Here is a 13,570-nt window from a genome sequence, read left to right as displayed (position 1 = left end):
CGTGATGTTAGAAGAATTTAAAAAACAATATATTGAGAAATGTATTCATGGAGACGGCTTTGACAACGAATTAAATAGCTTGTTTGAACAGGTCTTAATCGAGGTTTTTAAGGATGATAGCGAAAAAATGAGCGCATTTATCCAATCAATCAATGATGAGATATTACCTGAAGAATTATCTGAGGTTGAGCTATTGAAACAAGAGAACACAAAGTTACAGGCAGCAATCAAATCCATGCAAGATGAATCTGAAATGGTTCAAACTGCCTTCATGGAAATATCAGATTATGTTTTCTCAAAGTAAAGGAGGAGTGACAAATGGAGTTTTCAGCATTGAAAATGTTGTACGCAACACACGTAATTGAAGGAAAACGCACAATCGAAAGTGTGCCAGATATTTTACGAGAAGATGTTGCAAAAATTGTTGACGAAGCAAAAAAGCCAGAAGGAACAAAATAATCGGATATGTAGTATCAGGAGCGATCGGCTTTCTAGCCGGTTGCTTTTTTAATAAAAGAAAAGGTGGTTAATATGGTGATTATTAATAATGGAATGTTACTGAACGAATTTCGTGGATTGTTAACAAATGGATATATTCAACTTTTTTTGTGGGTTGTAGTAGGTGATATTGTTACAGGACTGTGTAAAGGGATTTTTGTGAAAGAGGCAAATAGCACAAAAGGGCTGTTAGGAATTGTTAAACACATGCTAGTTGTCTGCTTAGTAATTATTGCTTACCCATATTTAAAGATTATGAACCTTGAGACGTTTGCGACTGCATTCGTCTTTTTTTATATCGCAGTTTATGGGATTTCAATTACTGAGAACTTAGGTCAATTAGGTGTACCGATTCCAAATTGGGTCAAAGAAAGATTGTCGAAGTTACAAGATACAAATACTAATCCAAGTGTTAAGAATACTAATTCAGAGAAAGATTATGGCGATGGACAGGAGTTCACTGAGCGAAAGGATGATTAAAATGAGTAATCCAACACCAGTTATTCTTGATATTAGTGAATGGCAAACACCAAACACTATCAATTATGATAAGTTGGCCAGTGCTATTGACGGTGTAATTGTTCGTATACAGTATGGATCAAGGTATATCGACAAGCACTACAAAACTCACATTGTAGAATTTCAAAAACGTGGCGTTCCAGTAGCGGTTTACGCTTGGGTTCGAGGAGTTTCAAATTCAGATATGGAGAAAGAAGCGACAGACTTCTACAACCGTGCGAAAGCATATAATCCAACATTCTGGTGGCTTGACGTAGAAGAAAAGTCAATGAGCGATATGAGAACTGGGATTGAAAAGTACCGAGCAAAATTGAAATCACTAGGTGCTAAAAAAGTGGGGGCATATATTGCAAACCACTTGTATTCAAGCTTTAATTTGGATACTTCAAAATTTGATGGTATCTGGATTCCCACATACGGTTCAAACAATGGTCAGTATAATGGTTCGAATCCCACAGCAACTTCTAACTATGATATCCATCAGTACACATCAAATGGAAAACTAAGTGGCTATTCCGGACCGCTCGACTTGAATCGGATTGTACGTAAAGGATTTGAATATTTTTTCGGTAATAGTTCCACTGGAGCAAACGCAGATAATGGATCTTCTAGCAACTCAACAACAGGAGGAAAAATTAAAATGAAAACTATTACTTTAAAAGACAATGTTAACTTACGTGTTAGCGCAAATACTAACAGTAAGATTATTGCAACCTTGAAAAAAGGTAGTAAAGTTGAATTCAATGATATTGTAACTGGTTCGGGCTATATTTGGGGAGTCCAGCCTCGAACGGACAGTTACAAAAAAGGCTATATAGCCATTGGAAAGATTTCTGATTGGGGAAATATTCTATAAAAAATAGCCCGCTTATGCGGGCTTATACATAAAGAAATTAATATATACGTGATTCAAATAAGTCGGAAAAAAGGTATTTGCCTTTTTCAATTAAAAAATATATTGTGTTAGAATAGATTTTAATAGTATCAGAACTATATTTTATAGTAAACTTAATCGTGACGAGGGGGGATTTTCTTGAATAAAACGCAAGTTTTGACAGTTCTTGAAACTAGCATAGATTTTCTAGAGTTTAAGAAAACATACCAAGATGGGTTAAATGGTATTACAAAAATTCCAGTGAATGGAAAGTTGTACTGGAATCGCGGGGCAACTTTAACGACTGATGTTACATTGTTTATATCATTGATTGTTTATGATGGGATAGATAAAAGTGTTAAATTCGAAAGTAGATTTTATACTGAAATACCTATTGAGGCCTCCAATAATATAATTGAATTTCAAAGAGAGATTGTTCTTGAAAAAAACATTCCGGAACTTATAGATTTTGTTGAGTTGCGATTTTCCTATGTTGCAAAAATATACAAAGAAAATATAGGAGAAGTTTCTCTAAATGAGACAGTTTTTTTTAAAACCGAATTTCCTGTAAATATCATTTCTTTATTTGGAGACAAAGATTATGAATGAAACGAAAATTTTTAAATTAAATGATTTCAAAAAAGACAACTCAAATTTACAACTAAAAAAAGACTTACCAAGCTATCAAGGGGATGAGAATGACATGTCTCAATATGCAACTAAAGAAGAGTTGAATGGATCAATTAAAGAATTAAATCATAAAATTGAGATTTCTCATATAGAAACTAAACATGATCTAGACTTAATTGTCCAGAAGATTGAAGCTAATGAGAAATTAAATTCAGAACGATTAACAAATATGAAAGAGAATATAGATAAAATTGATTCCAAAATTAACACTATTGTATTGTTGGTAGTTGGGTCAATTATGATTCCTATAATTTTAAAATTTTTTGGCTTATAATAAAACTATACCCCCTTACTCAATTTGAGTAGGGGGGCTTTTATTAATCAATTTTTTCTACCTTATTATTTTCATTTAATTGATATGATATAACGACAGGTGTAGTATCTTCTTCCTCTGAATCTGAAGAATATAATGCAGTTAATGTATATAAATCAATGTCTGGATTTATTGGATTCCGGGAAACTAACTCTTCGAAATTATTAGAAAGAGTCTCCATCGTTTTTTTATCGGGCACACTCATAATAGTAAACATTATGGAATAGAAGTCTTTATTATCGCCTTCAGCAGTTAGTTCAATTTTATCTTTATTAGAGTCTATAATAAAATACTTAAACAAAGATAGATTAATAACCATGTTAGCATCTTCAATAGCTTTCTCTTGATTTCCGGATGAAGCATTAATCAATCCAGGAATATCCATTTTTCCTAGAGACCAGTCTTCATTATCATCGTAAATATCTAAAACAGATTGATCAACAACTGACGAGTCCTCAGTTAAGCTTGTTTCACTTGCTGCATTATGATCATTTAAGGTATTGGCCGAGCTTGAGTTCTCAGAACCGCATGCGGATATAAAAAGTAATGAAAAACAAAACGATAAAGATAATATGACTTTTTTCATAAAACCATCCTCTATAAGTTATATATTAATTATAAGCCATTAAATTTTCAAATACCATCATAATCTTCGTTTTGCCAAGTACACTATACTTCTTCACAACAAACTGCTTACGATCATTAAACTCACCAGCCACAACGATTTGCATTCCTTCGTCTACGTCGGCTAGAAAGCTCAAACTATGTGCTGCAATCAGACAGTTTACATTATCCAGCGAGAAACGCACTAAAGGGGTCCTCGACATTTTCAACACTCGTATCTTCGAAACTACACCTTTCAATGATTTCATTATGATTGCCTCCGTATGGTTGTATAAAATACCTAGTGTTTGTTTTCCCTAAAGTCATGCCTACATAAAACTCTACGCAACGAGTTCCAAAAACGCACTCCTGCGATTCAGATATACTATCAGGAAATTCCTGTTCAAACTCTGAATAAGAAATATAGCCCTGTTCATACTGACTAATTAAGTTCATATTAAGATACCTTTCCAGTGTATGGATTTATAGGACGTTTTGCTTTTTTAAAATCTGTTAGACGATAATTTTCTCCGCTGTGAGAGAGAGGTAGACGAGCTTGAAAATCTCTTTCAAATAATAAAACATGATCAATGTCCTTGGTCGGGAATGCCATGCAATAGCGATCACTATTATAAATCCACCAATTATAATCTATTCCTTCTATGATAATAATTTCGTGGGATGCTTTTTCAAATCCATAAAGTTTATTCTTTAAACAAAATTTTGCTGGTCGAATATAATCACCGAAATTCTCACGTTTAATGAATCTCACTGTAATCACTCCTTAAAAGAATTATACGAACGAATGTTCGTTTTGTAAAGCGAACACCAGATTAATTATTTAGATATTTATGCTGTTTAAAGGGGCAAAAAAGGGGCAAAAACTGTTTACTAGTCCATACCAGTCAAATATTTTTAAGGATATGAGATGCTAAATACGCCTTATTTGATGCGGAAAAGTACCAGTATATGGCAGCAGGAAAATGATTTAATTAAAAGACGCAGTGAAATAATTGAGTCTTCCAAACCCTTGAGTAATCAAGGGTTTTTTTGTACATAAATTTACTTATCCCTATTTTCATCAAAAATCCAATGTAGATCCGTCTACTAAAAGTACATTTATCGGATCAATTGCAAAAAAATTCAGAAAATTCATTGACAAGAATTTTTTTTCGCGCTATATTATTAAACAATTACAAGAAAACAGCAAATATTTTAATGAAGGAGCCATTTTTTATGCGCAATTTTAATCAATATTTATTAGTCATTATTATTGAGACCAGGACTTAGAACACGGAAGCAAAATTTATCCGTTTGTTTGAGTCCTATTTGCGTAAGTAAAATGGGATTCTGGCAAAGCATCCCAGTTTATTATAAACCGGGGTGCTTTTTTTTATGAAATAGGCGGGAGATGATGGAATTGAGAAGTGATCAGATAAAAAAAGGCATTGACGCAGCTCCAGCAAGGAGTTTGCTTTATGCAACAGGACAAGTAAAAAATATCCAAGATATGAATAAGCCTTTTATTGCCATTTGCAACTCGTATATCGATATCGTACCTGGTCACGTCCATCTGCGAGAACTGGCAGATATTGCCAAAGAAGCCATTCGAGAAGCCGGGGGGATCCCTTTTGAATTCAATACAATTGGGGTAGATGATGGAATCGCCATGGGACATATCGGGATGCGTTACTCATTGCCAAGTCGTGAACTGATTGCTGACTCAGCTGAAACAGTCATCAATGCCCATTGGTTCGATGGTGTTTTTTACATCCCCAACTGCGATAAAATTACGCCTGGGATGATCTTGGCAGCTATGCGTACCAATGTGCCAGCAATTTTCTGCTCTGGGGGACCTATGAAAGCCGGGATTGATCCTAGGGGCCATCAGACGACATTATCTTCCATGTTCGAAGCAGTAGGCGCCTTTAAAGAGGGCAAAATGTCACAGGCAGATTTTGAATTCATGGAAAAAAATGCCTGTCCCACCTGTGGTTCCTGTGCCGGCATGTTCACAGCCAATTCCATGAACTGTCTTTTGGAGATTTTAGGGTTGGCATTACCAGGAAATGGGACGATTCTGGCAGTTTCGCAAGAACGACGGGAACTTGTTCGCAAAGCGGCATTCCATCTGATGGATCTAGTGAAGAATCAAGTCAAGCCCCGGGATATCGTAACAGAAGAAGCCATCGATGATGCGTTTGCTCTTGATATGGCTATGGGGGGCTCTACCAATACCGTCTTGCATACATTAGCTATTGCGAACGAAGGGGAGATCGATTATGACTTGAGGCGGGTCAATGAGATTGCCGAACGAGTTCCTTATCTCTCAAAAATTGCGCCATCTTCCGCTTATTCCATGCACGATGTCCATACGGCTGGCGGCGTCTCTGCCATTATACGGCAATTGGTCGATATCAAGGGGGCGATCCATCCAGATCGGCTGACAGTCACAGGCAGAACTTTGCGGGAAAATGTCGCTCAGGCGACAATCAAAAATGAAGAAGTGATTCATCCAAAGGAGAATCCGTACAGCCCTGTCGGCGGCTTATCGATCCTTTACGGCAATCTTGCGCCTCAGGGAAGTGTCATCAAAGTGGGGGGTGTTGACCCAAGCATTCAGCTTTTTAAAGGAAAAGCAATTTGTTTCGATTCTCATGATGAGGCAGTAGCCGCGATCGACAATCATACGGTCCAAAAAGGGCATGTCGTGGTGATCCGCTATGAAGGACCTAAAGGAGGTCCCGGGATGCCGGAAATGTTGGCGCCGACTTCGAGTATTGTTGGACGAGGGTTAGGCAAAGAGGTTGCACTGATCACAGATGGACGCTTTTCAGGAGCCACGAGAGGGATCGCAGTTGGGCATATCTCTCCTGAGGCGGCAGCCGGTGGACCGATCTCTTTGATCCGTGATGGAGATGACATCGTGATTGATCTGCAAAATCGCTCATTGGAAGTATTAGTCTCAGAGGAAGAATTAATGCTGCGCGCACAAACACGTCCGAAGTTTCGGGCTAAAGTGAAGAAAGGCTGGCTGGCACGTTATACGGCATTAGTCACATCAGCAAATACCGGGGCGATCATGAAAATCAGCGAGGAGGAAGTTTAATGGAGAATATCCAGTTGAATGAAGTAACTAGGACCGGTGCAGAAGTGTTAGTCGATAGTTTGCAGAAACAAGCAGTAGAACTGATTTTCGGATACCCTGGCGGTGCTGTCTTGCCTTTATATGACCAACTCTACGATGCTGCGATTCCGAATATTTTAGCGCGTCACGAACAAGGTGCTGTCCACGCTGCAGAAGGGTATGCCAAAGCCACCGGGAAAGCCGGCGTTGTCCTAGTGACTAGTGGACCAGGAGCAACCAATGTGGTAACAGGCATCGCTGATGCCATGAGTGATTCCGTTCCATTAGTGGTGATCACCGGTCAAGTAGCAACAGCCGGTATTGGCAAAGATGCTTTTCAAGAGGCGGATATTCTAGGGATCACATTACCGATCACTAAACATAATTACCAAGTTAGACATGTCGATGATTTGCCGCGAGTGATCGCAGAAGCTTTTCATATCGCTACCACGGGTAGAAAAGGTCCAGTGGTGATCGACTTGCCAAAAGATGTCACGCTTCAGCGGACAGCCGCAGTCATTGAACTGCCAATTGAGCGAAAAAGCTATCAACCCACCGTCTTTCCATCTATTTTGCAAATCGAGAAATTGAAGAATTGTTTAAAACAAGCAAAACGTCCAGTTGTCTTGGCGGGAGCAGGGGTATGTGCCGCCAATGCAGCCGAAGAATTGCGTCTGTTTGTCGAAACCCATCATTTGCCGATCGTAACCACGCTCTTAGGTCTTGGATTGGTGCCAGCAGATCATCCCTTATTCTTAGGAATGGGGGGCATGCATGGCACGTATGCTGCGAATATGGCATTATCTGAAGCGGATTTGATCATCAATATTGGCTCACGTTTTGATGACCGATTAGCAACAGCCGGCAGTCAATTTGGACAACAGGCAATCATTGCTCATATCGATATTGATCCTGCAGAAATCGGAAAAGTCGTTCAAACAGCCATTCCGATCGTGGCGGATGCGAAAGCAGCTTTGACCCAGTTGCTGCGCTATCCTGCGGAGGAATTAGATTGCAAGGAATGGCTCAATCGTTGTCAAAAACGGAAAAAAGAACATCCTTATCGGTATGACCGCGAGGAAACAAAGGAAATCAAGCCGCAAAAATTGATTGAAGAAGTGGGACGCTTGACGAAAGGGGAAGCCGTTATTGTTACCGATGTTGGTCAACACCAAATGTGGGTCGCTCAATATTATCCTTTCCGATTTCCCAAACAGCTGATCACTAGCGGAGGTTTAGGGACAATGGGGTATGGCATCCCCGCAGGCATAGGGGCAAAATTTGCTTGTCCTGAAAAAACGATAGTCGTTTTTGTAGGCGATGGCGGTTTCCAAATGACCAATCAAGAGTTTGCTCTGCTAAATGATTATGGTCTGGATGTCAAATTCATTTTGATGAATAACCGCTCTCTCGGGATGGTACGGCAATGGCAAGAAACGTTTCATAATGAACGCCGTTCTGCTTCTGTATTTGCTAAACAGCCAAATTTTGGCCAATTAGCAGAAGCATATGGCATCAATAGTGTGCGGATCGAAACCCCAGATCAATTGACCAACGATTTGGCCAATGCATTGCTAGAACCTGGTGCACGACTAATCGAGGTACTGATCTCGCCAACGGAACATGTGCTGCCAATGATTCCACCAGGAAAAGCCAATCATGAGATGATAGGAGTTTAAAAGACTATGAAACGTATCCTTGCTGCCATCGTGCATAACGAAGCTGGTGTTTTAAGCCGCGTCACCAGTGTGTTGAATCGTCGTCAGGTGAATATCGAAAGTATTTCAGTTGGGACCACCGAACAGCCGGAATTTTCGCGAATGACGATCATTATCAACGCAGAAAACCCACTGGAGACAGAACAAGTGATAAAGCAATTGAATAAGCAAATCGATGTCTTAAAAGTTTCAGATATTACAGAAGACCCCCATATTGAACGGGAATTAGTGCTGATCAAAGTGAACGCGCCAACGACTACACGTTCGGAGATCCAAGCTGTGATCGAACCATTTCGAGCCCACATCGTTGATGTTGCATTGAAGACTATCGTGGTTCAAGTAGCGGGAGACTCAGAGAAAGTAGCAGCCTGTATTGACGTGTTGCGGCCTTATGGAATCAAGCAAATGGCTCGTACCGGTGTGACAGGTTTCACTAGAGGTTAAATGCAAGAACAGTTGCTTTTAATAAAAAAAGATTTCGGAGGGAAGCATACATGGTAAAAGTATATTATAACGAAGTGACAGACAATTTAGGAGATAAGACTATTGCAATCATTGGTTACGGTTCTCAAGGACATGCCCATGCACAGAATTTACGGGATACAGGGCACGACGTCGTGATCGGGATTCGTGCAGGAAAATCAGCTGAGAACGCAAAGAATGATGGATTTACCGTGCTTCCAGTTTCTGAAGCTGTACAACAAGCAAATGTTGTGATGATCTTAGCTCCTGATGAGATCCAAGGAGAACTTTACGAGAAGGAAATTGCGCCTAATCTTTCTGCAGGGGATGCATTAGCCTTTGCTCATGGCTTTAATATTCATTTTGAGGTCATCACGCCTCCAAAAGAGGTGGATGTCTTCCTGGTGGCACCTAAAGGACCAGGCCATTTGGTGCGCCGGACCTTTAGCGAAGGATTTGCTGTCCCTGCGTTGTTTGCTGTTTATCAAGATGCTACTGGCAATGCACAAGAGACAGCCTTGTCCTATGCCAAAGGAATCGGGGCTACAAGAGTCGGTGTACTAGAAACAACGTTCAAGGAAGAGACGGAAACAGACTTGTTTGGGGAACAAGCCGTATTATGTGGCGGACTGACAAGTATGATCGAGGCTGGGTTTGAAACGCTGGTAGAAGCCGGCTATCAGCCAGAACTAGCCTATTTTGAAGTTTGTCACGAAATGAAACTGATTGTTGACTTGATTTATGAAGGAGGATTCGCCAAGATGCGTGATTCAATCTCCAATACAGCAGAATATGGGGATTATGTCTCTGGTTCACGAATCATTACCGAACAAACAAAAGCCAATATGAAGAATGTCTTGAAAGATATTCAAAACGGCACGTTTGCCAAAGGTTTTATTGCGGATAATCAAGCTGGTTTTCCGGAATTCAAAAAAATGCGGGAACAAAACGGGAATCATCCAATCGAAAAAGTTGGGTCAGAATTAAGAAAAATGATGCCTTTTGTTACGAAAGATTAAGGAGGAACAGTGATTGCTGGTATCTGTCGATCAAATAGAACAAGCACATGAAAGCTTGCAATCAGTCGTTTCAAAGACTCCTTTACAGCATGATCGGTTTTTATCCGAGAAGTATCAAGCGACTGTCTTACTGAAACGGGAGGATCTTCAGAAGGTCCGATCGTTTAAATTGCGGGGGGCATATTATGCAATCGCACAGCAAGATCCGGCTATACTGAAGCGGGGGGTTGTCTGTGCAAGTGCCGGCAATCATGCCCAAGGGGTCGCCTATACCTGTCATGAATTGAAAGTGTCGGCGGTTATCTTTATGCCGACGACGACACCGCAACAAAAAGTAGCGCAAGTTTTGTTTTTTGGCGGTGATTTTGTCCGTATCGAACTTGTCGGTGATACCTTCGATGCTTCCGCCGAGGCAGCCCAACACTATGCCGAAGACCATCAAATGGCGTTTATTGATCCCTTTGATGATCCCGCCATTATTGCAGGCCAAGGAACATTGGCAGTTGAACTGATGGCAGAAGCAAAGCAGCGCAATTATTCTATCGATTATGTTGTGACAGCAATTGGCGGTGGCGGGTTGATCAGTGGTGTTGCAACTTATTTGAAAGCAAAACAGCCTACAATCTCAATGGTTGGTGCTGAACCTCTAGGCGCCGCTTCGATGCAGGCGGCTTTTGATAATCATGGTCCGACCACATTAGAGCAGATCGATAAATTTGTAGATGGAGCAGCTGTCAAAAAAGTCGGTCAATTGACTTACCAGCATGCATCCCAGTACGTCGATCGATTAGTAGCGGTAGATGAGGGTTTAATTTGCCAAACTATCTTGGACTTATACAGTAAACAAGCAGTTGTGGCAGAACCAGCGGGAGCACTGAGTGTCGCCGCTCTGGAATTGATCAAAGAAGAGATTAAAGGGAAAACCGTTGTTTGTATTATCAGCGGCGGCAATAACGATAGTACTCGAATGGCAGAGATTGAGGAAAAGTCCTTGATTTATCAAGGCTTAAAACATTATTTTGTGGTCAATTTTCCTCAAAGACCTGGGGCGTTGAAAGAATTTGTTAGCAATATTTTGGGTCCTACGGATGATATCACTCGATTTGAATACACCAAAAAAATCAATCGCGGAACAGGACCAGTACTGTTAGGGATTCTGCTAAAAAGGCAGGAAGATCTGCCCCCACTACTGGCGCGAATGTCAAGATTTGATCCACAATATATTGATTTGCGGGACAATCAATCTCTCTATACTCTTCTTGTTTGATTTTATGAACCAAGCGTTACGAAACAAACGACCTTTTTAAAAAAAAGAGGTCGTTTGTTTTTTGATTTCAAATCCATGACTTTCCCTCATCCTTTCGCTAGTTAGTAGGTGAAATGGTTGATTCTTGTTATAATAGAAGTAACAAATCGTAGATGGGGGGCGGATGTATGGAATTTGTCTTTTCTAGAAAAGAACAGCAGACGCAAATCTTGTATGGGGAAACATTGAATGCTGTTTTACGGACGCAGGAAATTTCCAATGATCAAGTCATCATTCTCACAAACCAGCGGTATTATGATCGTTTCTCTGAAAAACTGACCCGTTTGTTTTTACCCAAAGAAGTCAGCTGGTATATTTGTACCAATCAAATGTATTGCAATAATTTTACGGAATTTCAGGCCTTTATGTCCTTCCTAAGCCGCTTTTCGAAACAGGAGAACTATTTGATCGTGGGTTTCGGCAATGAAGGTGTGCTGGCGTTAAGCAGTTTTATTCACTACACGTCGATTCTGACTAGCGATCTTTGGTTGATCCCGGTGTCTTTACGGGCGTTAGCTAAAAGTGTCAAAGAATCTGCGATCATTGTTAAGAAACCAGATATTCCTGTTTTGCAAAGTCCCAATGTACCGCAAGTGGTCGTATACGATCAAACGATTGCTGAAAAACAAAAAGATGGGAAGTTGGTGGACTTACTTGTATTGATTCGTTGCGGACTGCTCACGGATCAAGCTTTTCTGCGGGAACTCTTTCGCACGTTTCTGACAGAAAAACAAGTAAACAATCGTTCGTTTGCAGCGTATACAGATCGGGTGATCCAAGCCTATCAAGCAAACGGTGCAGCACTTGAAGAATATGGACAAGTCTTTACAGATGCTTTTTATAAGACTGAAAATGGACATTTGCTGTCTGATGCAATGAAACTTTTTTATGGCCTACTCTTTCACTTAATCTGGAATGTTCAACAACAGCAGTTAGCAGTCAAATTAGATAAGCTTTGCTTGTGGCTTGACCAACTAGGGTTTCCTTTAGTATTGCCTGACCAACTATCTTTAAGCGACTATTTTCAGCAAGTTCTGCTGTTACAGAAAAAAGAGAAAAAACTGCTTTTTTTATCAGAAATTGGTACAATAGGGGGCAGAACCAGCGCATTAGAAGAGGATCTCGTCCAGACAATGAGCGCTTACCAAACAATAATCAATCAGATAAGAGGAACTTAGATGGAAACATACAGTGAAAAAATGTTACAGGCATTAGCAGCCGAGAATTTAGCTGATGCGCAATTGAATTTTGCAAAAGCCCTGCAATCAGATCAAAATGAAGTCTTAGCCGAATTAGGAGAAGAATTGATCCAAATCGGCTTTTTAGAAGAAGCAAGAGAAGTATTTGATACACTGCAAGAACGTGACCCCGAAAATGAAGAATGGTTGCTATCGTTAGCAGAAATTGCTATGGAAAATGATCAAATCGACGAAGCTTTTGATTATCTAGATCGGATCACACCGCAAAGCTCTTTTTATCCACGAGCGTTATTGATCAGTGCTGATCTCTATCAATTGATTGGGATCCCCGAAGTCAGTGAAGCAAAATTATTGGAAGCCCAAAAGCTGCTGCCCAAAGAATCGCTGATTCGTTTTGCACTAGCGGAATTGTATTTTTCAACCGACCGTTATCAAGAAGCGGCAGAGTTTTATCAAGGATTACTAAAGGAAAATATCCAGGAAATCACAGGTATTTCCTTATTGGAACGGACCGGAGCCGCATTGAGTATGGCTGGGAAATTTGAAGAAGCCATCGAATATCTGGAAGCAAGTCTAGCTGAGGAGCAAACAGATGACCGTCTATTCCAAACCGCTTTAGTTTACTTACAATTAAAAGAAAATGAGCATGCGATTCGATATTTGCAGCAGTTGCGGGCACTGAATCCGCAATACCGTTCCTTGTATCTCTATTTAGCAGAGGCATTACAAGAAGAAGAGCAACTGGAAGAGGCACAAACTGTCATTGAAGAAGGAATCCATGAAGATCCATTTCAAGTGGATTTTTATCATTTTGCATCAGAAAATGCGTATCGGTTGCATGACAGCGAAGCAGCCGAATCCTTCTTATTAAAAGCCCTTGAGACGGGGGAAAAAGAAGATGAAACCCTGCTTACACTGAGTAATCTTTATTTGAATGAAGAGCGTTGGCAAGAAGCTGTGTTGGCTATCGAGAAGATGGAAGACAATGAACAACCCCATGCTCTATGGAATTTAGCACAGGCTTATAACGCGTTAGAAGAGTTTGACCAAGCAGCGAAGTTCTATGAACAAGCGAATGAAGGATTGCAGCATGAACCAGCTTTTATGAAAGAATATGGATTGTTCTTAAGAGAAGAAGGACGATTATCAGAAGCTCTACCTTTACTGAGACATTATCTGGCTCACGAACCTGGTGATCTGGAAGTGCAATCGATCGTGGAGGATCTATTAGAAAGATAGGTG

Annotated in this window: 15 protein-coding genes and 1 pseudogene; 13 read left to right on the top strand and 3 right to left on the bottom strand. The window is 40.2% G+C overall.

Features of this window, described 5'->3' with window-relative positions:
- Nucleotides 1-4: 4 nt before the first annotated feature.
- The 6 genes from ACTFWY_RS01975 to ACTFWY_RS01950 all read left to right on the top strand — a co-directional run bounded on the left by ACTFWY_RS01975 (nt 5) and on the right by ACTFWY_RS01950 (nt 2,855).
- Entirely contained in the window at nt 5-304 is a 300-nt protein-coding gene (locus ACTFWY_RS01975) for a hypothetical protein (protein ID WP_439927248.1), read from the top strand.
- Nucleotides 305-318: 14 nt separating this feature from the next.
- Nucleotides 319-459, top strand: coding sequence for a CD1375 family protein (locus tag ACTFWY_RS01970; protein ID WP_185079671.1), 141 nt, complete (start codon nt 319-321; stop codon nt 457-459).
- A 72-nt stretch (nt 460-531) separates the two neighbouring features.
- Nucleotides 532-978 (top strand): phage holin family protein, encoded by a 447-nt coding sequence (locus tag ACTFWY_RS01965; protein ID WP_138371934.1) that lies wholly within the window; start codon nt 532-534, stop codon nt 976-978.
- A gap of 1 nt (nt 979) precedes the next feature.
- Nucleotides 980-1,873: a GH25 family lysozyme gene (locus tag ACTFWY_RS01960; RefSeq protein WP_242386927.1), complete on the top strand. Its 894-nt coding sequence runs from the start codon at nt 980-982 to the stop codon at nt 1,871-1,873.
- A gap of 177 nt (nt 1,874-2,050) precedes the next feature.
- Nucleotides 2,051-2,500, top strand: a complete 450-nt coding sequence (locus ACTFWY_RS01955) for a hypothetical protein (RefSeq protein WP_147586981.1) — start codon at nt 2,051-2,053, stop codon at nt 2,498-2,500.
- Nucleotides 2,493-2,855 (top strand): hypothetical protein, encoded by a 363-nt coding sequence (locus ACTFWY_RS01950; protein ID WP_231475500.1) that lies wholly within the window; start codon nt 2,493-2,495, stop codon nt 2,853-2,855. Before ACTFWY_RS01955 ends, ACTFWY_RS01950 begins: the two co-directional genes overlap by 8 nt.
- A gap of 43 nt (nt 2,856-2,898) precedes the next feature.
- On the opposite strand, the gene ACTFWY_RS01945 is transcribed toward ACTFWY_RS01950, so the two are convergent.
- From ACTFWY_RS01945 to ACTFWY_RS01935, 3 genes are all read right to left on the bottom strand, one after another.
- Nucleotides 2,899-3,480 carry a hypothetical protein gene (locus ACTFWY_RS01945; RefSeq protein ID WP_231475499.1) on the bottom strand — a complete coding sequence of 194 codons (582 nt, stop codon included), beginning with the start codon at nt 3,478-3,480 and terminating at the stop codon, nt 2,899-2,901.
- A gap of 25 nt (nt 3,481-3,505) precedes the next feature.
- Nucleotides 3,506-3,766, bottom strand: coding sequence for a hypothetical protein (locus ACTFWY_RS01940; protein ID WP_231475498.1), 261 nt, complete (start codon nt 3,764-3,766; stop codon nt 3,506-3,508).
- A 188-nt stretch (nt 3,767-3,954) separates the two neighbouring features.
- Nucleotides 3,955-4,269: a hypothetical protein gene (locus ACTFWY_RS01935; protein WP_123836320.1), complete on the bottom strand. Its 315-nt coding sequence runs from the start codon at nt 4,267-4,269 to the stop codon at nt 3,955-3,957.
- Nucleotides 4,270-4,917: 648 nt separating this feature from the next.
- Between ACTFWY_RS01935 and ilvD the strand changes: the two genes are divergently transcribed.
- From ilvD to ACTFWY_RS01900, 7 genes and pseudogenes are all read left to right on the top strand, one after another.
- Nucleotides 4,918-6,606 (top strand): dihydroxy-acid dehydratase, encoded by a 1,689-nt coding sequence (gene ilvD / locus ACTFWY_RS01930; RefSeq protein ID WP_311810732.1) that lies wholly within the window; start codon nt 4,918-4,920, stop codon nt 6,604-6,606.
- Complete coding sequence (ilvB, locus tag ACTFWY_RS01925; protein WP_311810720.1) at nt 6,606-8,303, top strand: biosynthetic-type acetolactate synthase large subunit; 1,698 nt, start codon at nt 6,606-6,608, stop codon at nt 8,301-8,303. The genes ilvD and ilvB overlap by 1 nt, the downstream gene beginning before the upstream one ends.
- A gap of 6 nt (nt 8,304-8,309) precedes the next feature.
- On the top strand, nt 8,310-8,786 hold the full coding sequence (gene ilvN / locus ACTFWY_RS01920; protein ID WP_081131721.1) for an acetolactate synthase small subunit: 477 nt from the start codon (nt 8,310-8,312) through the stop codon (nt 8,784-8,786).
- A gap of 38 nt (nt 8,787-8,824) precedes the next feature.
- Nucleotides 8,825-9,823: pseudogene (ilvC, locus tag ACTFWY_RS01915) on the top strand (ketol-acid reductoisomerase); the annotation flags it as partial.
- Between the two features lie 13 nt (nt 9,824-9,836).
- Complete coding sequence (gene ilvA / locus ACTFWY_RS01910; protein WP_103299868.1) at nt 9,837-11,090, top strand: threonine ammonia-lyase IlvA; 1,254 nt, start codon at nt 9,837-9,839, stop codon at nt 11,088-11,090.
- A gap of 167 nt (nt 11,091-11,257) precedes the next feature.
- Entirely contained in the window at nt 11,258-12,307 is a 1,050-nt protein-coding gene (locus tag ACTFWY_RS01905) for a hypothetical protein (protein ID WP_005472178.1), read from the top strand.
- Nucleotides 12,308-13,567: a tetratricopeptide repeat protein gene (locus ACTFWY_RS01900; protein ID WP_311810719.1), complete on the top strand. Its 1,260-nt coding sequence runs from the start codon at nt 12,308-12,310 to the stop codon at nt 13,565-13,567.
- Nucleotides 13,568-13,570 lie beyond the last annotated feature (3 nt).

Source organism: Enterococcus sp. 125944, assembly GCF_051909435.1.
Classification (GTDB): Bacteria; Bacillota; Bacilli; order Lactobacillales; family Enterococcaceae; genus Enterococcus_D; species Enterococcus_D gallinarum.
Note: the sequence above shows the minus strand (reverse complement) of the source record. Positions and strands in the feature narration are given on the sequence as shown.